At 38.0% G+C, this 20790-nt stretch carries 18 protein-coding genes; 5 read left to right on the top strand and 13 right to left on the bottom strand.

Annotation, left to right across the window (positions count from 1 at the left end; all coding sequences use genetic code 11):
• Positions 1-17: 17 nt before the first annotated feature.
• From MHN81_RS13900 to mobC, 6 genes are read right to left on the bottom strand one after another with little or no spacing between them, the layout of a single operon-like run.
• A complete protein-coding gene (locus tag MHN81_RS13900) occupies positions 18-767 on the bottom strand; it encodes a J domain-containing protein (RefSeq protein ID WP_239425992.1) in 750 nt (249 codons plus the stop codon).
• Entirely contained in the window at positions 764-994 is a 231-nt protein-coding gene (locus MHN81_RS13895; RefSeq protein WP_239425991.1) for a hypothetical protein, read from the bottom strand. Before MHN81_RS13895 ends, MHN81_RS13900 begins: the two co-directional genes overlap by 4 nt.
• 2 nt (positions 995-996) lie before the next feature.
• A complete protein-coding gene (locus MHN81_RS13890) occupies positions 997-2457 on the bottom strand; it encodes a type IV secretory system conjugative DNA transfer family protein (protein WP_239425990.1) in 1461 nt (486 codons plus the stop codon).
• A 2-nt stretch (positions 2458-2459) separates the two neighbouring features.
• Positions 2460-2699 (bottom strand): hypothetical protein, encoded by a 240-nt coding sequence (locus MHN81_RS13885; RefSeq protein WP_239425989.1) that lies wholly within the window; start codon positions 2697-2699, stop codon positions 2460-2462.
• An 18-nt stretch (positions 2700-2717) separates the two neighbouring features.
• Positions 2718-3668: a hypothetical protein gene (locus MHN81_RS13880; RefSeq protein ID WP_239425988.1), complete on the bottom strand. Its 951-nt coding sequence runs from the start codon at positions 3666-3668 to the stop codon at positions 2718-2720.
• Positions 3665-4033: a plasmid mobilization relaxosome protein MobC gene (gene mobC / locus MHN81_RS13875; RefSeq protein WP_239425987.1), complete on the bottom strand. Its 369-nt coding sequence runs from the start codon at positions 4031-4033 to the stop codon at positions 3665-3667. Before mobC ends, MHN81_RS13880 begins: the two co-directional genes overlap by 4 nt.
• A gap of 373 nt (positions 4034-4406) precedes the next feature.
• On the opposite strand from mobC, the gene MHN81_RS13870 reads away from it, so the two are divergent.
• From MHN81_RS13870 to MHN81_RS13855, 4 genes are all read left to right on the top strand, one after another.
• Positions 4407-4703 (top strand): helix-turn-helix transcriptional regulator, encoded by a 297-nt coding sequence (locus tag MHN81_RS13870; protein WP_239425986.1) that lies wholly within the window; start codon positions 4407-4409, stop codon positions 4701-4703.
• Entirely contained in the window at positions 4696-5235 is a 540-nt protein-coding gene (locus MHN81_RS13865; RefSeq protein WP_239425985.1) for a hypothetical protein, read from the top strand. The genes MHN81_RS13870 and MHN81_RS13865 overlap by 8 nt, the downstream gene beginning before the upstream one ends.
• Positions 5219-5365 (top strand): hypothetical protein, encoded by a 147-nt coding sequence (locus MHN81_RS13860; RefSeq protein WP_239425984.1) that lies wholly within the window; start codon positions 5219-5221, stop codon positions 5363-5365. Before MHN81_RS13865 ends, MHN81_RS13860 begins: the two co-directional genes overlap by 17 nt.
• A gap of 546 nt (positions 5366-5911) precedes the next feature.
• A complete protein-coding gene (locus tag MHN81_RS13855) occupies positions 5912-9061 on the top strand; it encodes an N-6 DNA methylase (RefSeq protein ID WP_239425983.1) in 3150 nt (1049 codons plus the stop codon).
• Between the two features lie 169 nt (positions 9062-9230).
• Here MHN81_RS13855 and MHN81_RS13850 read toward each other — a convergent pair whose 3' ends face one another.
• The 7 genes from MHN81_RS13850 to MHN81_RS13820 form a co-directional block, all read right to left on the bottom strand.
• Entirely contained in the window at positions 9231-9458 is a 228-nt protein-coding gene (locus MHN81_RS13850; protein WP_239425982.1) for a hypothetical protein, read from the bottom strand.
• 2532 nt (positions 9459-11990) lie between these two features.
• A complete protein-coding gene (locus MHN81_RS13845) occupies positions 11991-12248 on the bottom strand; it encodes a hypothetical protein (RefSeq protein ID WP_239425981.1) in 258 nt (85 codons plus the stop codon).
• A gap of 155 nt (positions 12249-12403) precedes the next feature.
• Positions 12404-14782 (bottom strand): AAA family ATPase, encoded by a 2379-nt coding sequence (locus MHN81_RS13840; protein ID WP_239425980.1) that lies wholly within the window; start codon positions 14780-14782, stop codon positions 12404-12406.
• Between the two features lie 45 nt (positions 14783-14827).
• On the bottom strand, positions 14828-17011 hold the full coding sequence (locus MHN81_RS13835; RefSeq protein ID WP_239425979.1) for a hypothetical protein: 2184 nt from the start codon (positions 17009-17011) through the stop codon (positions 14828-14830).
• Positions 17012-17709: 698 nt separating this feature from the next.
• Positions 17710-18018, bottom strand: coding sequence for a hypothetical protein (locus MHN81_RS13830; protein ID WP_239425978.1), 309 nt, complete (start codon positions 18016-18018; stop codon positions 17710-17712).
• A gap of 54 nt (positions 18019-18072) precedes the next feature.
• On the bottom strand, positions 18073-18450 hold the full coding sequence (locus MHN81_RS13825; protein WP_239425977.1) for a hypothetical protein: 378 nt from the start codon (positions 18448-18450) through the stop codon (positions 18073-18075).
• Positions 18451-18899: 449 nt separating this feature from the next.
• On the bottom strand, positions 18900-19370 hold the full coding sequence (locus MHN81_RS13820; RefSeq protein WP_239425976.1) for a hypothetical protein: 471 nt from the start codon (positions 19368-19370) through the stop codon (positions 18900-18902).
• A gap of 101 nt (positions 19371-19471) precedes the next feature.
• On the opposite strand from MHN81_RS13820, the gene MHN81_RS13815 reads away from it, so the two are divergent.
• Positions 19472-19717: a helix-turn-helix transcriptional regulator gene (locus tag MHN81_RS13815; protein ID WP_239425975.1), complete on the top strand. Its 246-nt coding sequence runs from the start codon at positions 19472-19474 to the stop codon at positions 19715-19717.
• Positions 19718-20790 lie beyond the last annotated feature (1073 nt).

Here is a 20790-nt window from a genome sequence, read left to right as displayed (position 1 = left end):
ATTATTTATTAATGTACTTATTTCAACTTCTTCTTCACCGTAGCCCAAGCCACATTCAGTGCCTTGGCTTTTTCTTCTTCCTGCTTTCGCAATTCGTCACTCAACCCCGCTAGTTTGTCTGAGTGGTACAGCTTCATAAGCTTTAAATAAGCCGCTTTGTATTCTTTGAGGGTTTTGCCTTGACCCAAACCTAAGATCTCGCAGGCATCAGCAAACACTAATGGGTTCAAATGTTGTTTATTCGATTGTGAACTTGAGGACTGTTCAGAGTTAGCTTGGTTTTGATTGTTGCTTTGTTTCCGCTCATATCGCTCTCGTTCTTTACGCAGGTTTTCAGCTTCGCGCTTAATGGACTCTTCTGCTTCTTGGCGCTGCCTTTGAAGCTCCTGCTCAGCCTCTTTTTTCTGGCGCTTGATCTCTTCTTCTATCTTACGCTTTTGTTCGTATAGTTCGCGCTCAGCTTGCTGTTTTTGTGCTTCAATATTTGACGCATAGTCATTGCTTAATTTGCGAAGTCGTATTGTTCCAGCGACATCACTGATACGTGTACGCACATAGCTCAATGGGCGATTGAAATTCAGGACCATACCAATGATGAAAAATATACTTGCAAATGTTTTGTTTTCTAAGCCTGAGATAGTTACCCAAACCCCAAATAACGGAAATAGACCTATCAAGATCAAAGCAGGGTTAAATCGCACAAATAGCTTGCCGATTAAATAGCCCATTAATATAAAGCCAGCAGCTGCAAAAAGAAGTGAAGTCATAGTTGTTGTACCTTTTTGTAAAGTGGTTTCCATATATGAATGAGCAAACCAACGACAAAAGCCGTGGTAAACGGCCACCAATCAATAATTGAAACCGCCTTAAATACTGGTAAAAAACAGATCAGAACAATAAGACCAAGCAGTGAAATGCCCGTTCTAAAAAACCAACCAATAGTCAGACCAATAAACCAAAAGATACCGAGAAAAACCAGCAAATCAGAATTCATATCTATAGCCTCAAAGTCGTATCAAAATCCAAAGTAATGGACGCTTTACTGGTTTGCGCGGGTGATTTTCTCGTTAGGCGAGAATATCGACCGTGCTCAAAATAACCCATACAATCAACGATAGTAGGCTGCTTGTAGGAGGATATAAACACAGCTTGATTACTCCCCAAAGTCCTGAGTTGTTCAGAGGCTAATAAAGGCATACGCTCGTATGTTTTTCGAATATCAGTAAAGTGCTCACGTTGTGCAAGTGCGCGATCACCGATGACTTTTGAAAACTCGGTATTCGTATCTAGATCACCACCTCTAAATATAAGAAAGCTCCCTATACCCGCTTTAATTGCCCTTGCTTTGTCATGCCCATACTTATCGTCAAGCTGTGAAATGCCCTGAAAGACCAGTGAGAGTGAGACACGATACTTACGAACATTATTGATACTGATATTAAAATCATTGATGTAGCAGTTACCCATCTCATCCAAAAAACCAAAAACATCGAGCTCACTAGGTGAGGGTTTGTGGTCCATCACAATAGATAGAAAACGCACGTAAAACAGATCGATAATGAACTGATAATAGGCTTGTTTAGACTCAGAAAAATTAAGATAAATGATCGTTTTTTCATTTCGGATATTTTGTAGGCCTAGAGTGTCTGAGCGCATTAACTCTCGTATGTTTTGGTTATTGAGTTGTTTAAGCACGGTTTTACAAATAGTGACATAGCTACTGAGCATCTTTTCGTTACTGGTGGTAAGCCCCAACCACGATTCCCAGAGCGATCTGTCATTTGGTTCAAATGGATTAATTGAATTCTCTGCTACCCACTCATCCAGGCCAGTACCATCACTTCCAAAGCGCAAAACTAAAGAGTGCAATTCAACCAAATTCAGATTCTCAGGCTGAGAATACGCTAAGCATTTAGACAACACCTCCAGTATCGAAATGGCTCCCTCATTCCATACAGGCTCCTTATCAGAGCCATACTTTGATAAGATGATGGACGCGCAAATTTGTTCAATTTCTATGGTATGGCGAGCGTCTAAGCCAGCAAAAGGGTTAAATAATGAAGATGACGGCAAGTCTTCTGGGCAAAGCCGAACAATGCGAAACCCCTTTGAGGCCAAGTGGCCACTGGTAAGCTGATATACCTCACAACTGGGGTCATTCACTATCATTGAGCAATTCGAGGACCCAAGCTCCAATATTGATGGAATTATAAAAGCCGTTGTTTTCCCTGAGCCAGGCTTCGCAATTACGGCTAAATGTTCAAAGGAATCTTTGAGCGATAGCCTTTTATCATTTCCATTGATCAGAACTCCCTTATTACTTCGAGAGAACATGGAACTCAGTTCAGACTGACTCGCAAAACGCGCTCCTTGGTCTTGGACCAAGAGCTTCTTTTTAGCAATAAAGCTTCCAATGCTCAATAGGCTTGAGAATGTACCTTTGATAATCTTAGACACTATCAGCGCTCCCGATTACGAGAATAATCTCTTTGATCTATGCGAGCACGGGCCTGATGCTTTCTCTGCGAAGATATTTCCTGTTGCCGCAGGGAAATTTGTTGCTGCTTTTCCCGCCGCTGTTTCGCTGATTTTTGAGAGGATACAGGCTCAGCTCGTGGAGCATCATCACTGATTTCTCGTGCAGCACGCGAGGCTGAAAGGAAGCTAAATAAGCCATCAAATAAACCTAAAATATCCATATACTCACCTATTGAAGATTAACGTTCAAAGTCGTTGTCGTTTTGCTTATCGCCACGCTTTGCTTTCTTGCTACGATGGCTTTTTATTTCAGCTTTTCTGCGCTCTACTTCATCATGCTTCACTGGCTCAGGTTCAGTGCTTCGCTGTGATGAGGAAGCAGGCTTCTCAGCACGCTTGTTAGTCTGCCGAGTAGAGAGTTCTTCCACCTGGCGAAAAGCATCCTCTAGCCCCAATGTCTTGAGTCGATATTTCTTGCTATCACCCAGAGTAATAAATCCAATAGCATTTCCCCGGTTGTACATCTCAATACCCTGCTCAGAGAGATTAATAAACAACTCACTCATAGAGCGACTTTGAGCAAAAATTTCTCTAAGCGATTGAGTGATCTTTTCTTTCTTCTCAAGCCGCCCTCCTTTGCGTTTTACTTCACCGGCTTTGTTTGACTGCTTTTGTCTCTTTTGCTCACGAGTGGCGTTAATGAGAATGTCTTGCTCAAGCTCTGGATATGTTTCTATCACATATTTCTCGGTCGCTTTTTTAACTCGATCAAATTCATATTTGGTGAGCCGCTGATTCGTGGGCGAGTCAATTTCATTACTGCTTATCATCAAGTGAAAATGCACGTTGTTGCTTTTTTCATCATGCAGATAGCCAGTGACCAAATTGTGCTTACAGCGCATTTGGACATACCGCTGAACAATATCAAAGAGCCTCTGCTTTTCCTGCTCAAGAGTTAACTGTGATGATTTAGTAATCGAAATTATTTCATGAAACAAGTAATTTCCATTTCTTCGGGCCTTTAGCATTTGAGCATTTGCAGAAAACTCCGCGATAATATCTTTGTCTTTACGCGCATAAATATTCTGCGAGAAAAAATCATATTGGCTACTTCGTGAAGAGCCTTTCTTCATGTAGTGGTACAGCTGTGAAAAACTTCTACTTTTACGGCTCATCGATTTTATAATCATGAGTCGACTTTCTGAGCAACGTAGCCTTTAATAACATCTTCAAGGCGCTTAAGCTCCATGAGTAGAGCATTCTCATCAACCATTACTTTGAGCGTATTTGAGCGATGTGCGATTTGATTTACATTATTAGCTATATTACGAATGAGATAGGTAAGCTCGGTAAGCTCTTTGTGTATTTCAGGCGCTAATGTAGGATTTTTTCCAAGCTTTTGTTGGACAAGATGACCTACAAATGAGGTTGGTTTCATTTCCATTTTTTCAGCTAAATATTCTACTTTTCGAAAATCAGCAGAGCAAAGGCTGATGCTAATTCGCTTCCTTTGATCTACGTAGTTTTTGAAATACTCTCGCCGCTTTTGATCCATAAGCTTTCATTCCAATCCAAATATGTTGGGGTTCTTAGGGGAAACTCCCCTAAGCAAGAGAGCAAGTGTTGGTTACCAACTTGCAATCTTGCTACTACTATCAGCATAAACTCTTTAATAAACTTTTTCATCAACTTTAAAACATAAAATTAACAACCCGACATATGTAATATATTCGCTCTTAGCTTAAGCATCACTCATTAATTACTAGGGAAATACATAATTTCATACAGTTATATATTTCTATAAAACACGCCCCTAATAAATACTTTCATAAAATGATAAATAACCATCAATTTCGTTAACAAAAGGTTGTAACAAAAATATTGTGCTGATAACTTCTGACTATGGGATAAGGAGAAGGTACAAATGCGTGACTAACAGTACAAGAAGGATCAAAACGAATAACTTTAAGCTGTACGTTCAACGTTCGGTAAGAAAAATGAGACAGGAAAGAAAATGGACGCAAGAACAATTAGCGAAAAAGCTAGGTGTTGATCAAGCAAGTATTAGTAATTATGAATCGGGCAAAACAGAAATGTCTTGCACCCAACTTTTTGAGCTTTTTTTAATTTTTGGTAAGGATCTATCAGTCCAATTTGATTTCAAATCTTCCACAGCCTCAACCAAAGATGAAAAGCCTAACACAGGAACAAATGAGCATGAATGAATTATATTCTATCTTTGAATTTGCACCAATTAGCGTAATCCTTTTTGGCTTACTACTTAGTTGGCATGTACCTACAGCTCGATGGTTTTTAATTAGTTATGCTGTTGTTGAAATTATTGACCTTATGATTTTACCAATTTCGATTCAGTGGAACACCCACTATTATGCTTTTGATATCTTCATGGCACTTGTATTTATTTTGCCTATTGTTTACCGTAGAGAAGTAGCTTTGTTTTTGCACTCAAAAACAGGTAATGGATATTTTCGCATAGTTTATGAACGTCAGAGTTTGTCAGCTCAGGAGTGCGGAATAATACTCATAATGGTTTTGACATGTATTGTAAACTTCGTCACATGGATTGAAGTGTTATCCTATAAGTACGACTTTATCGTCAATGCCCCATTTAAACTGTATTTTAGGGACAATATCATTTTGCTACTTCACATCATAATGTGTGGTGCAATACTCACTTATGCTCTAAAAGCACAAGAACGCGAACAGGAATTTTTACAAAATGAGACAACTGAATAAATGTGAGCTTTCACGAGTGGTAGGTATGGGGATTACTTCTCCAGATCTACCTGAGAAACAAAACTCTGCACAACCAGTTGATGAAAAGTCACTGAAAAAAATTAAAGAGTCACTTACAAGCGCCATTTAAGGCGCTTTTTATTATGTATATTTTCATGTTAGAAGCTTTAGTTCTAACCCTCACCTAAGTAGTAAATGGAAATGCTTAAAGATTAAAAGTGAACTGTTCTTTATTCCATTCAGCACAATATCACCTCAGAATAGATGATTTATAGCCCTCATTTTAATAAAAAAATCAACAGTCTATGTAAAAATATTCACCACCAAACGTAATAGGTTCTGCGGATATGCCGCATTCTATTATTTATTATTTCAGAAAGGCTTGTTGAAGAACCTGAAAGTCAGAGTTTAATGTACAATACGAAGCCAAAAGCCATGCGCTGCCGAGGGATAACAACTGTTTATGATGGTTCGTAATACTCAGTACTTTACGGAAGAAAAAGGCACGTTATGCATCCCAGCTGAACGACTAAGAAAGTGTTGAGAATAGCCGCATGAGCATAACTCACGAAAACACCTTGCGATTAGGTAAACCGGAAAGCTGATACCAATTAACTTTGTCAATCGCACAAATTGTGGGATCATTTGATACATCAGGGTATAGAACGCAAAGAATATGTACACAGAATTATATGAGCAACTGGTCAAACATACCAACAAATGCGCATCAGAAGAAGAGCTAAGAATAGCGTGGACTACAACGTTTTCAGCAGTCGGTATCGCATTCCATGCCGAAAGAGACAAAAACGATCTACTTCACAACCAAGTCATTATTGAGCTTAAGAATAAAGGTCTATTTGGAGGTAAAGTTACATCACCTGCCTTTAAGAATGCCGTCTATGATCGCTTGTATAAATATATAAAAAGAAGAGCAATAGCCGAAGGTATAGCTGAAGAAGAGTACACAGGCATTGCAACAGATGGTGAAAGTATTGCTTTTTGTTTCATGAAAAACGGGAAAATAATTCACCATGATTTGATGCCAGTTTCTGAAATTGCAATTACAAAGGTATTGAAAGCCCTTAAATACAATAAAAGGCGAGCATTAACCACCCAGAACCTTGTTGATGATTTCGGTCATAATGCAACTGTGGGAGTGGGGCTGATGAACGCTTTGTCCAATGAATTGTCATTACACTTCCAAACTAAGGGAAACAACAAGATAAAAATGTTGTTCAAAGAGTGGCAATCACTTTTTGGACAAGTGTCAGGCTTAACGAATGACCAAGTTTCTAAAATCACTAAACAGGTAGGCTTTAGTGCCCCCAAAATGGGCAGTGAGAGCATCTCTGGCCTTCTTTTTATTATTCATACATACAACGCTCTGATAATGAAGCTATTGGGTGCTGAGCTAGTATCTCACTTGAACTTAACTCAATACAAAGACTTTTGTGGTAACCTTGCATCCCTAGAAGAAGATAATTTACTGAGAGCACTTTCTCACGATATCGAAAAAAGTCAGTATTTCGAAACCGTAGGAATTAAAGGTTTTGTTGAAGAAGCCATATTCTCTTGGTATCTGGACTCTACAGAAGAAAATGATCGTAAAGAAATAATAAAGGCTTTAAAAGAGGCACTTATACAAATCTCCCTATACCGGTTTGACGATTTAACTTCTGCCCGTTCGAAAGATGTTCTGAAGGGGTTCTATCAAGCTCTAGTACCTGATGTGCTTCGTAAAAGCCTAGGTGAATTTTATACCCCAGACTGGTTAGTAACCGATACACTGAACCGTTCTAATCAAGATTCATGGCTTGAAAAAAAAGTGCTGGACCCAACGTGTGGATCAGGTTCTTTTTTACTACAGACAATTCGATTAAAACGAGCCGAGGCTGACAAAAAAGGACTCGATCCAGAACAGACAATAGATGCACTACTAAACACAGTTTGGGGGTTTGATTTAAACCCACTTGCAGTTCAAGCTGCAAGAGTAAATTTTCTAATTGCTATCTCGGATTTAGTAACTCAGTGTAAAGCCAAAAACATCGAGTTACCGATCCTACTTGCTGATAGTGTTTACTCCCCAGCAAGAAATCCTAAAAGCGATGAGGATGTTGTTGAGTACAGGATCGGAAGTCGAACAGCAAACCTATTAATTACTATACCTTCAGAACTGGCATTTGACCGAACCAAGTTAGATATGGTTTTTTCTCTTATGGGAAGTGAAATCGAAAAAGAGTCTGATTTTAAAACAGTTTCACAAAAACTAATTAGAAAAAGAGTTGCTGACACACTCCAGCTGAGTAATTGGGAAGCCCCTTTAAAGGAAACTTATGAAAGAGTTCTTTCATTACACAAAAAAAACTGGAATGGTATTTGGTTCAGAATCATTCGTAACTTCTTTTGGTCAGCAACAGCTGGTAAGTTTGATCTAATTGTTGGCAACCCTCCCTGGGTACGATGGTCTGCTCTTCCTGTCGATTATAGAGAAAAAGTTAAGCCAACGTGCGAAGCCTATGAAATTTTCTCTGAAACTAAGTTTCATGGCGGTAACGAACTAGACATTTCTGGCATGATCACATATACGGCTTCAGATAAGTGGCTTACCAATGGTGGGAAAATTGTTTTCGTCATCACTCAAACTCATTTTCAGTCGCCTTCTTCTCAGGGATTCAGGAGTTTTAAAATAAGTAATACCGCATACTTGAAACCAACTTTTGTCGAAGACTTGAAAGCTCTAAAACCTTTCCCCGATGCAGCTAACAAGACTGTTATTGTAGGATTTGAAAAGGTAAATGAGCCACACAACCCATACCCTGTGCCTTATACTATTTGGCAGGCTAAATCTGGCTTCAAAAAAGCAATCAAAGAACATTCAACAATCGAAGAAGTTCTTGAAGGAATAAAACGCACACCAATGGAAGCTAACCCCGTAGCTGATTCCCGCTCACCCTGGGCGATTATGAATATAGGTGAGTTTGAAAAAACAACCGTTATCAGAGGGAAATCCGAATGGGTAAGTGGTAGAAAGGGGGTTACCGCAGACCTCAATGGCATCTACATGGTTGAAATTCTAGATGTGGACGAAAAAAGAGGTTTAGTTCAGATAGAAACCAGGCCCCAGGCAGGTAAAAAAGATATCGGTGTCGCAAAGAGGTTTTGGATAGAGCCTGATACTCTTTACCCTATGGTGAAAGGAGCAGCTGACTTTTCTGAGTTTAAGTTTAAACCCAAACACTCGCTGTTCCATATAGTTCCCAACCTGGGAATTACGAAGAAGTTTCTATTGGAAGCTGAAGATGTACTTGAGAATGACTTACCTAAAACTTACAGCTATCTTTCCGATTACAGAGATTTGTTGCTTGATCGCTCCACTTACAAGGCGAGGCTAAGCAAGTATGAATTCTTCCACATATATAATGTTGGGGCATACTCTTTTTCTCCATATAAAGTAATGTGGGCGGAGCAAAGTGGTAGTTTCAAAGCAGCTGTTTGCGATCATCAAACAGTACCACTCATTGGTAAGAGACCTTATGTTCCCGACCATAAGGTTTACTTTGTAGATTGTTATGATAAACAATCTGCGCACTACATTTGTGGCCTATTAAACTGTAGCCTAGTTAGGCACTATATAGAAAGTCATACAATCAGCATTCAAGTTAGTAATATCTTTAAACATCTTGATTTACCTAGCTTTGACAAAAATTGTAAAAAATCAATTCTGCTTGCAAATATTTCTGAAAAGCTTCATTCAACAGATGATAAGACGCAGTTTGAACAACTCATTCTAGAAGCTAACACCCTAGCTTTAGAAATATTGGTATGATAACGGGAAGTAATAAGGGGTAGCAACTTTGCAACCCCCCTTATATCAACACTATTAAGTAGGATTTATTGTGGGCAAGATAAACTCATAGACTGACGGCCCCGTATATTTATGTTTTAGCTTCCATGCTATTTGTCGATTGAGTAATAGCCATGGAAGCTATAAAAAATTAAGAAACACTAACGTCCTGTGATAAAACTTCACCAGTGTCGTCTAAAATGTCTGAAATAACCTCTACGTCTACTTCTCTCTCACAATCAGGACAAACCGCTGTACCTCTGTATAGATATTGAGTGGTATGGCTCCCAGAACTTTCAGATTCGCTCTCAAAGTCCTCTGTACCAACTGAATAGGGAGTACTACAGTCCTGATTTGGGCACTCTACAGAAATCGTCATTCTCATTCTCCTTGCTGCGTTAAAAATACCATGTACATCATGCTCCAAATATATATGTAGTCTTACCTTTTATTTTCAAGGTAGAAACCCTCTCCATTTCCAAAAAAACTAAATGAAGTTGATGTCTGCCTCAAATGTAAGTCACCTGACAAAATACTCCCTAGAAATTCAGCGGATGCTTATTCACTTGCCTTTGTAAGTGATAGACGGTTGCACTTAAGTATCTTTCTGTCGTACTTATATCACTGTGTCACATCATTTTAGCCAATGCGTACAAGTCACAACCTCCCTCAAGCATCAACGTAGCAAAGGTACGACGAAGCTTGTGGGCGTAAAAATATATACCGCTATATTCTCTGAGTGTGGAAATGTAACGTCTGAGTACGTCATAGCTCAACTGAGTGTCATATTTACTCGAAGTAAAAAAGTAGATGCACTTTTTCTTCAGTCTATTTCGCTGAGCTATGTAGCCTTTTAAGATATCAACTAAAGCTCAAGGCATAGGGATGAGCCTATCCTTACTTCATTTTCAGTTTTTGATGTGCAGCACTCGATGTTCAATATCCATATCTGAGACTTTGATGTTTATCAGCTCACTGAAACGAATTCAGGTATAGAGAAAGACTGCAATAATAGCGACTCACCTATCTCTGTAATAAGAATATGATGTTGGCAAATTTTTAGCGTATTCAATGAGGCTGGTAGCCTCTTCTGCTGATAGGCCTCTTAGCTCTTTCCTGGGAACTTTCGGGCGAGCAATTTTCTGAGTCGGATTTTCATCAATATAGCCTTCATTCACACACCGTTTCAAAAACAAGCTGAGATAACAGAGGCTGTTTTTTATGGTTTTAGGAGACCACTCTCTGTCAATCTTTGCGTGAATGATAAAGGATTCGATATATGCTTTGTCCAGCTCATGAATTCTTTCAATTGATTTGTATTTTCTGACCAGTACAAAATTGTGTTTGAACGCTTGAACCGTTCTTGGTGAATATCAATTAAATATTTCTCAGTACCTGCAAAACTTGTTATGTAATTCTTCAATTTGAAACATAAAAAATAAATTAAAACGTAAAAAAACGATGACTTTCAGGTGTTACCTTTTTGTCATCGGATACAAATTTCAATTAATTTTCACGTACTTTTAAGCTAGAAATAGCTAATTCTATCGCTGCTGATAAAAATGGTTTCGGCAGGGTTTTAATTATGAGCCCGACGAGATACCACTTCTCCACTCCGCGACAGAACTATAAGAGCATTTAAGCTCTTATAGCTTAGATGTTCTTTGGCTTAGATAAGGGAATAATAAGCTACTGCTTACTCTTCACCTCACAACTTAATTTACGCAAATTTTAGTAAAATTTGTAATTATTGAATTTTCATCCAACAACCATAAGGCCAAAGCATCTTATTGATAATTCTTTTAATGTCAAATAAAAAAGTTCACATCAGAAATTTGTCTTTTCAGTGTCTCTTTTGAAATCGATAAATACCTCTGAGTGGTGCTAATGTCTGCATGTCACATGACCTCTTTAATTGCAAACAAGTTCACCTTTGCATCAATTGCCATACGAGCAAATGTGTGTCTCAGCATGTGCGGAGAAAAATACACTCATGCCGCACACCTGATTTTTTGACAAATGGTCGCTATGTTCTTCTGAGTGAGTTGTTTACCAGATCTCACGCTTGTAAAGAACCATTGAGAGGGCTTCAGCTTTCTACTCCTGTGCTCATGGTACTGTTTGAGTCGAGGAAGCAACTTTTGGTTGATAGGAACGATTCGGTCCTTATTTCATTTCCCTTTCCTGATGAGGATTTCCTTCTCTCAAAAGTCGACGTCTCATATGGTAAGGTTCAACATTTCCTGGAGTCTCATTCACGAAAGCAATAGAGTGAAAATTATCGCGCTGTTGCGTGACCTTTCCAGTGAATATCTCCATGGGTAATACTCGGTTTCGTAGATGATCGTTTTGATGTCTGCTTCTGAAACAAACCTGGGCAAAGGTTTATCGAGTTTAGGTTTTGGCACACTGAGTACGGGGTTTGTTTTAACGTAGCCCACGATTTCACACCGAACAAAAAAAGACTTTAGATTTTGCCAATGATTTCTGTATGTTTTGGAAGTCCAGCATCTCAACTTACTTGTCTCTGTCAGGAAGTCTTCCAATACGTCTCTGTTATAGTATCAGAGAGATTCCGCCCCTTTGTATGAAACAAGTAGATTGATGGTGCTCAACACGCTCATATAGCTTTTAGCCTTATTTCATCTCGCCACGAGAAAGTACTTTTTAAATCAATTGAATAACTCTGTTATTTGCATATGATGGGTTACTTAAAAAAGGTGTAAAATAGATCATAGAACACCAGGGGCTACGCCCCTGAAATATCCAGTTCATCGAAAAGATATTTGCAAAATTTATCGTCCATTAACTCAGAAGTATGTCATGAAGTATTGCTAACAAGCTCTTCAATTGCAGCCTCAGAGTAATCAAAGCTACTGCACATGAAGTTACCATGCACATATATTTCTGTTCATGCTCCTGAAAAATCATTGATAAAGTCATAGCCAGTTATTTCTGACACTCTGTTTCTGGCTTCTTGCAACACATAGTCAAGCACGCAGTACACCGGATCAATATTATCCCAACTTTCAGAGCCAATGCTTTCACGAAAATCATCTATGATTTCGAACAGCTCACCCTCATGCATATCAAGATCGTCACCAATTTTACAAATCGCACGAATATCTAAAGATCCAAATGGACAAAAGTAACCTTGTAGTTCACTCACCGTATTTCTCATAATTCAAGAAATTAATTAATAAAGTGATTATGAAACATCGGTATGACGCAAGGTGTCAAAGAACCGTTATTTTACAAGGCACGTAGGAAAATCGGTTATTGACTCGCAGGGTCAACCGATATAATTACTAGACTTTATGATTTTTATACTGACGTCACACTTTCAACCAAATGATCAAACTGATCTTTATCATTTAATTCGATCTTTTTAAGAACGAATTGAGCTAGCTTTGTAATCTCAGCATAGTCCAATGGTTCAGCACTTCGGTCAAACTGGCCCGCGAGGTGAGAAAACTCATTTATAACTCTCTGAACTAAAGGCTCATCTACAGGACTGTCGTTAAAGAACTTTTCCACTCTTACGTTGTGGTCATTTGATTCATTTTGTGAGAATGGATATTTAAAGAATAAGAATGCCTCTAAAAACTTCCTCATGTTATTACCGAAATTATAAAAGCTATTGTGATGAGTAGCCTGATTCCCTTCTTGAGAACATATATAAATCTCACCAAAAAGGTAATTAAATTCAGTTACATAGTTTTTCAAATATTGAGGCATCAACTCAATAGAGCTTTTATCTAACTTTTGGGAGATCAAAAATTGCTCAAACTGTTTTTTAGGCTTCGAAATTCTTTTTAAATACTTTAAGAAATCTAAATTATGAGTCGAAACAAATAATTGTTCATAACTATATAATTTATTATTACCTGCATCTTCTCCTATAGGTTTCGCTATTAAACCTTCAATTAGACTATAAACAAAAAAGATATGATTGCTATCTAAGCTTGAAATGGGATCATCGATATAAATAATTAATTTTTTGTCTTTCGACTCTGTGTCTTCTAATTTTGCTAAAAAATAGCAGAATGCAACAAGGCTACATTCCCCTTCACTTAGATTTTTAGCTAATCTTTCACCTCTTTTGATTTCAAATTTATATGCTTTACCACCTTCAACCTCTGTGGCTTCAAGGATCAAGCTATTATGACCAAAGAAATTATTTAGATATTCATTTACCTTTTCTGCTCCTTTTCTTTCATCCTTCATTTGTGTTTGTAATTCTGCGATCGCTTGTTTTTTTGCTGAAATTTGACCTGAAATTATGGCATATTCTGAATTCAAGGTAGTATGTGACTTCTTACATTTATCTATTTCTTTAACTGCATCTATATATTGTATTTCAGTCAAAAAATTAAAAACATCGTGTAACAGAAGTGATTGACTTGCTATTTGCTGATCATTTTTCAGAGTCAATGTCTTTGCATTGTTTGATTTGATTAGGCTGTTTATTTCAACTTCCAAAAGTTGGAGCCCTTGGGTTATATCTGCTATTGGTATCATTTTCTTTATAGAAAATATATCAGATAGCTTCCCTTGCAATAAAGAAATTATAATTTGTATATTGTTTTTGTATTGTGATATTTTATTTTTATAATCAGCTCTTTTTTCCTCAAAGGCATCTTTGTATTCTGAATAAAACTCATTTGAACTTAAGCTTAAATCATCTTGAAGTGACTCAATATCCAGCTCTAAATCTTGGATTTTTCCTTTGATTTTTGTTTCTAATGCTTCTGACTCTTGATCAAAGTGAGCATCTAAGCGTGCTAGTAGATCATCTGGCAATGGATTTCCACAAAACTCGCAATGCTTGGTACTTTTGTGAAATTTTTGACCATTTTTAACCCACTCTTGTAGCAAACTATTTTCTAACAGCTTTTGTATAGGTTTTGACGGTGCAATATTTTTCTCAATTAATGCTTTTGAAGAGCTATACAATAGTGAAAAATCTGATGGTAAGCTAACTACCGTTGTTATTTCTGGTAGCTCCTTATCACGTAATAACTCTTCATATCTTTTAAAATCCTCTTCACTAAGTTCTTGGTATTTATCACTTAGTACTCGAGTAATATCTGCATTGAGACGGGTGACGTTATAGGTCGGTTGATTAAATTTGTACTTGATACCTACCTTTTTGTCATTCGCCTTAGTTTTGATTTTAGCCTCTAAAGCACCAGCTTTACTATCATGCTCTTTTTTAGTTTTTTGTACCGCGAGTAACTTACTATCCTCTAGATAGTAAAGGCCTGACTTACTCTCAACACTCCCTAATTCAGCAGTTAAATCCTGTATTTGTTTCTCAATTTCAGTATTCTTTTCACCAACGACAGCAAATGGATTAATATTTCCATTATGATCCCTCAGGAATGATAGGTTTTGGCCTACAAAGTCACTGTTATACACACGAATATCAACATCACAATTTGATATATTTTCAGAAGTGATAATTCCCTTATCTGTAGTTATTGAAAAGTCACATGGGAAAAAGCCGTCAGGACACTCTCCTGTTTCAAGCATCCTAAAAATACGAGATAAAGTTGTTTTTCCCGAATAATTACGACCATATAAAATATTCAACTGACGAAAATCAACAACTTCGCCTTTACTATTTTTGATTGAATCATTCCAAACAAAATCCTTATAGCTACCAAACTCTGGTATGTTGACTCTCTTAATAACTGTCATAAACTTGCTCCTTAAGTAACTATAAAATATAAATTAATTCAAAAGCTAACTATCAACATCGTCAAATATTGATCGCTCAGTACTATGACTTGAAACTGAGTGATGCTCTCGTTCGTATGTATCATTCGGGTCATAAGCCCACTTTTTGGATAGTTCTTTTATTTCTTCCTGTATCCAATCTTTAGCTGTAGCTAACTGTGTACAAATCTCATCATCTTCGACAAAAATATCTTCATAATCTCTAATTGAGTAGCACAGGTCTGAAAAATGGTCTTCAGGATCAGACTCTTCATCATAATCAGAAGACAAATTATCGATAATGCACTCTATATTACTTATTACTTTATCTTTAACAGCCTTTTGAATTAATGAAAACTCAGCCTTAGTTAGTAGGCACTTAAACTCACCTTTTGCAAATTGCGTGTCATACTCTTTTATTGCTAGTTCATGTAAAGACTGAACGACAGATACTCTTTTTTCCTCAGGAAGTAGACCAGCTTCAAAGAGTTTAGCAATTATTTCCAAATCAGGATCTGACAAAATTGAACGATAAATTTTTAAACTTTCAAGAAAGTCCGAGTTCTTTTCCAAATAAACAGATAGAAATCTATGACTGCACCTTTTCGTTAAGAAACGACTAAGTGATCTTTTGTTACGCCAATTATTACTATCGAAGGGTTTCATGCGACATATAAGAAGTTGATAGTGTGACTCAGGAACTATGACTTTTACTCCATCCATTTCTACACCTACACATGCCACTTCTTGAAATAGCATCTCTAAAGGTGCTCCACCTAAGTATATTTCAAGTAGTTCAACATCATTTGCTACATATTGAGCAAAAGCATCTCTAATTGTTGGGTGTTTATATCTCCAAATATATTGCCCTTCTTCAAAACTTAATGACGTTAAACTACCTTTGAGAAACTTAAGAGCCGATATAACTCCATCCAGTGTTCCTCCAAGTAGCTTTAGTGCATTCAGTTCACTTTCAGCTAATTTCATCGGGCTTGGCAAAGCACCTGCCCTCATAAAAATAGCAGCAAGGGCTGAGATATTTTTTTTGTCTAGAGTTGATATAACATCTATAAGAAACTCAACGGGATTTTCAACGAAGTTGACCAATGTTGATTGTCTAATTATGAGATCTTTTGTGAAAAATTTATCACCAAGTCTCCTTGCAATTTCAGGAGTAAATTTCTTATTGTTTGCGATATCTTTTAGAAAGGGCTTAACTTCTTTTTTAAAACTTTGTGGCTGATTTCCCAACTTAATGTGGTTGTATAATATCTGCTCTCTTTCATGTTGAGATATATCTTGAACATTAATGACGACCTGAGAAGCTTTCATCACAGGCAAAGAGCTTTCTTTCAAATCACCTTTTGCACTTTGATAGATGTAATCTCGTGATGTAAATATAACTTTCGCACCGTTTTTAATAGCAGTACTTATATGCGGAAAAGTTCTTGCCCACGCAAATGTAGCGCTCCAATCAACTTGTGTAGCGCCAAAAGCATCATCTATCCAAAACAGTCTTCTTGGCTCATTTGGATTCCAATGACGTAAAAACTCATCACTTGAACATATTTTAAAAGTATTACATCCCCATTCATCTAGTGCGCCTAACGCCAAAGATGCTGCAATGGTTGATTTTCCACATGCGGGTTCACCTAACAACAAAACAAAACCATGCTCAACTAAAGCTTTAGCGCTTCTATTAAAGGCGTCGGTTAATACAAACTTTGAGATATCATCACCCAATGAGTTCAATATTGCTCTTGCCTGCTCTCCTGCTCGTTCGTCGAGAATTTGACTTAAATCGCCTAGCCCATAAACTCTTGGCACGAGCATTCTTAACCTTGGTGACTCAATTATAATTTGAGAAATTCGTTCCTTTCCATATGCGGTAAAGGACTCGATTCCATCAATACTTTCAAAAACTGCACGCAACGACTCATCTTGATTTCCCGTTAGCTGAGCATTTGTGAACAATACATAATGCGTGGCAAAGCCTTTTGCTGCCAACCTTTTTGCTTTTTCTATATCATCTCTTAAATCAGAAACTTTTATTCCAGCTTTATAGTTAGAAGTGAACTTACATTGAACAGTAAATGAACCTGATTTAGATTTGTTCGTGTTATCTATCCAAACACCTTGATACGCACCATCTCTGCCACCATCTTGTGAATCGTAAAAAGACTGTACGTCGTGGCCAAAAATATCTGTCATTATCGTAACTGAAAGATCTTGAAATGCTTTCCAGCCCAATGTGTGGAGTTGAAAGTCGATGGCGTTGTTGGATTGTACTGTCATAGGTATCTAAATTTACAAAATGTTTAATACTAAGCTTCTTGGATGAAAAATTAGTGTAACAGATACTGTGCGGAGGCTAGAATTATTTTACTAACTTGACCGTAACTGTAAGTCCACTATTGATTGCGTTTACCCAAATTCCCCCTCGCTTTTTCCTTATTAAACCCCCCACTTTCAGTGAGCAATCCGTAGCTCTTGAGCAAATGCTGCATCTGAGTTCTGTCCTCTACTTTTCATCACATTGAAATATGCGTGGTAACCGATAGAGGCTCATCAGGGCTTCAAGTTATCATTTTGTTGTAGAATGCGATGAGGTTTTTCTTCCATCTTGTACCACCGGCTTCACTCGGGCTTTCACCAAACATACCATTGGCGATATCAAGACGATTCGGATCTAGGTGCAAGCCATGAACGTCAAACGAGTTGCTTTTGATTTCTTGGATAAGTGAGTCAGTAAAATACTGATCTATGAGATCAAAACCAATTCAATGAACAAACTGGAGTATTTCCCTTTTTCGCTTGTCCTGCTCTTTTACTTTTTCACGATTAGCTTGGATCGCTACATCAAGTCAGGCTTTGTACTTTTCCATCGCAGCATCGAGTGTGTTTTGAAATCATTGCATGAAACTAGCAAGATTACTTGGTGTAAGATCATCCATGCTCTTAATAAAAGAAACATCTATTTGATAACACCTGCTCAATGCAGACTTTATTTCAGACACTCCTGAACTATGTTGCATAAGGTCTTCAATGTGCTCCTGAATTGCCTGAGTCCTTAAAAAACCTGCGGCTCTTATTTTGGGCATGGTGTCTTTATAAACCTTTTGGTATTCCTGCTCAGGCTTGAGCAAATTAGCAAGTGGAAAATTTGATTCAATGGCGTAATCACCATCCAGTGATATCTCCCTGAGAGGTGGGTTCACTCACATATCTATCGCTATGATTTCGTTTGCGTCACCGCGCGATATCAGCGAATCTCACACCCTTTCGATATTGCTACCAGAAAGCGATAAAAGGTAACTGGTTTCTAACGATTTATTTGATGAGTACTTGTCCTCAAACGCTCTAATTTTATCTCCAAAGCTGGGATCAATATCAATTAACGTGAGCGTAATTTCTCTATATATGTGGGATTGGGGATTCTTTGAGTCCGCTTTTTTGGCTGATAGTAAGAGCTTTTTCAGCTCATTAGGATCATTAAGTAATAGCTCTTTAATATGCGTGTACGCTTCGGTATCGCCATCTTTGAGCCTACTCAGCAACACTAATATTTTAGAGCCTGCAAGCTCACTATGATCAAGTTGACCATAAAGGCCTATGAGCCTTTCTGAACACGCTTCATATGAGTTGAACACTTGTTTATCAGCTTCAATCAATACTGATAATTTGGTTCAAAATTTCTCGTTGAAGATATCAATAGATGTTTTATTAGTAGGGAATCCGTTCTGTTCTATATACTGTATTGATTCCCTACTATGACTCATTGATGCCATCAATGAGTCAATGGCCGATATTTCTTGATTCTTTAGCAACTCAATAAAAGCCTCATATCAATTACATGTGCTGTATGTTGCCAGGTTTTTCAGTCATTCGATACGAAGCTGATATTGTACTAGTTCTTTTGAAGGCTCATTTCAGGCTTGAATATTTGCATCAAATGACTGCAAATATTTGTCCCCAAATTCTCTTACGTCACCTGTTCACAGTTGTTCATCAAGTTTTCACGAAAGCGATTTCATGAGCTCTTGTTGTTGCATGTCAGCCGGTGAAAACTGTTCCTCCAATTTTTCCATATGATTGATAGTTAATGATTATAATCTTTACCAAACAAAGCTTTATATAACTTTCGGGTACTTTCGGCTTCTTCTTCCGTTAGCTCAACCCCTGTTTTATCTTTGTATTCTTTCTTTTGTCGAAAATACTCTGCGAGCAAATGTAGGTTTGAGTAATCGTCCTTCGGCAACTTCGTAAAAACAAACGTAGCTTCTGGATCTGTTGCAGCAATATCACTTACCAAGGTCTTAAACATATGATTCAGCGTCAAACTTCCAGCAATCCCCTTAAGTGACTGAACCTTTTGCTCTTCGGTCAGATTCAAAGTGTCGTAGTACTGGATCAGCTTTGGCTCTATACCATACATAAAATCAGCAATGATCTGCGGATACGTGATTTTATGGTAATCAATACCATAGACTGACTTTTGCTCAGCGGAGAGGGCAAAAGTTGAAATGAAGTATACAAAGAGAGCTGCCAGTAAATGAGCGAGTTTATTCATAATATCCTTCCTTATTCAATTTTGAGGGGTATACCCCGTGGTAATTTACACCACAAAATTTGAACATTCCAATACTTTTAGAGCATTGATTGGAATCAGCGTTGGATATAAAAATTGCCTTTGGCCGAGTGCTGAGAAATGTTCGAAAGCATGGTAAGAAGAAGATGTCTCAAGAGCATTTAGCACTTGAGGCAGACATTGACCGAGCTCATATTTCCAAACTCGAACAAGGGGCCTTCCAACCGACTCTCGCTACGGTATTTGATCTTGCAAGAGTACTAGAATGCACACCCGCAGAACTGGTCGAATTGGTAGATAAAGAACTACAAGCCAACCAGGACACTTAAGCTCTCTTGCATTGTCTTAAAACGAAAATACGGTCGAAACTTAGCAAATCAACTCACTTGCTCCAGCCTGCGAACCACCGCTTCCATACATGACTTGTGCTCAAACACATAGTAAATACAGCTATTTTTGTGTGAACCGTATTTCTTATTCACCACTCACAGAGATAGAAAGAAACAGTGCCACTGTATTTGCTTGAGCGCTCTTTTGGCATCTCTACCCATGTGTTGTTCAAAGAGTGTGAGCTTGCCTCACTGTGGTGTTTGATAGCCAATAATGGCATCAGGGATTATTTGCAGATCTCAGGCCTTGAGCAAAGCTTTTGACTTGGAAGTAGCTCCACTGAGCGTGTTATTACTTCACTCTCGCTCGAAGTAGCAATGAAAGAAGTTCAATGTATATCACTGCCTACGTATCCACTTAAAAAACGATATTTTGAAATCAATGGTCGCGACTCGGTGATAGTAATCAGCCGTGAAGAAACAATTTCTCCCCAGCGGTCTTCTAATACTTTCTAATGAATACCTTCACTGCTTAGCCAGTCACTTTGCTCCTCTTTCTGTCAGACAATACACAGGGGCAAGGGGTCATTTTCATGGTACAAATCCGAACTCTAGAACCCTCACCAAAGGCCTGTCTGATCCCCTTAAAGATCGTAAGTAACGGTTCACCGTTGAGACGCTTACATTCGGTAAGATAGAACTGAGTTGCTGCGATGTAAGGTATTGAAATGTCGCTAGTGCTTCTAGCACATAGCTCTGTGCGATTGTTAATTTCAAGGCTCTAATATTTAGGAGATAATCCCGAAAGGTCGATGTGTTTTGTGAGCCTGTTTGGCTCGAAATTCACTATTCTCTCAAAGTAATATTTAGATAGTTGAATCTTACGTATCTGTTTCCATAGAGTATACGGCATGGAATGAGCGTTATTTAAAAGAAAGCTTGGCACCCTAATTTTAAATGGTCGTACCATTGATGACTGTACCCAAAATTCTCAATGTTTCAAGTTTTCTATTTCGCCCGAAACAATGGCGGTTTCGTCTTCAATGGCCTTTCGGCTTTTTCGTTCGTTCTGT

Origin of the sequence: Pseudoalteromonas sp. Of7M-16, assembly GCF_022347805.1 — a bacterium.
Classification (GTDB): domain Bacteria; phylum Pseudomonadota; class Gammaproteobacteria; order Enterobacterales; family Alteromonadaceae; genus Pseudoalteromonas; species Pseudoalteromonas luteoviolacea_F.
The sequence above is the reverse complement of the archived record's forward strand: the minus strand, read 5'-3'. Positions and strand labels throughout refer to the sequence as shown.

Bases quoted from the DNA above. Each gene is read 5' to 3' on its own strand.
- MHN81_RS13835 (WP_239425979.1), bottom strand. From the start codon at position 17,011: ATGACAGATATTTTTGGCCACGACGTACAGTCTTTTTACGATTCACAA.
- MHN81_RS13895 (WP_239425991.1), bottom strand. From the start codon at position 994: ATGAATTCTGATTTGCTGGTTTTTCTCGGTATCTTTTGGTTTATTGGT.
- MHN81_RS13820 (WP_239425976.1), bottom strand. From the start codon at position 19,370: ATGAATAAACTCGCTCATTTACTGGCAGCTCTCTTTGTATACTTCATT.
- MHN81_RS13900 (WP_239425992.1), bottom strand. From the start codon at position 767: ATGACTTCACTTCTTTTTGCAGCTGCTGGCTTTATATTAATGGGCTAT.
- mobC (WP_239425987.1), bottom strand. From the start codon at position 4,033: ATGGATCAAAAGCGGCGAGAGTATTTCAAAAACTACGTAGATCAAAGG.
- MHN81_RS13880 (WP_239425988.1), bottom strand. From the start codon at position 3,668: ATGATTATAAAATCGATGAGCCGTAAAAGTAGAAGTTTTTCACAGCTG.
- MHN81_RS13840 (WP_239425980.1), bottom strand. From the start codon at position 14,782: ATGACAGTTATTAAGAGAGTCAACATACCAGAGTTTGGTAGCTATAAG.
- MHN81_RS13885 (WP_239425989.1), bottom strand. From the start codon at position 2,699: ATGGATATTTTAGGTTTATTTGATGGCTTATTTAGCTTCCTTTCAGCC.
- MHN81_RS13850 (WP_239425982.1), bottom strand. From the start codon at position 9,458: ATGACGATTTCTGTAGAGTGCCCAAATCAGGACTGTAGTACTCCCTAT.
- MHN81_RS13855 (WP_239425983.1), top strand. From the start codon at position 5,912: ATGTACACAGAATTATATGAGCAACTGGTCAAACATACCAACAAATGC.
- MHN81_RS13865 (WP_239425985.1), top strand. From the start codon at position 4,696: ATGAATGAATTATATTCTATCTTTGAATTTGCACCAATTAGCGTAATC.
- MHN81_RS13860 (WP_239425984.1), top strand. From the start codon at position 5,219: ATGAGACAACTGAATAAATGTGAGCTTTCACGAGTGGTAGGTATGGGG.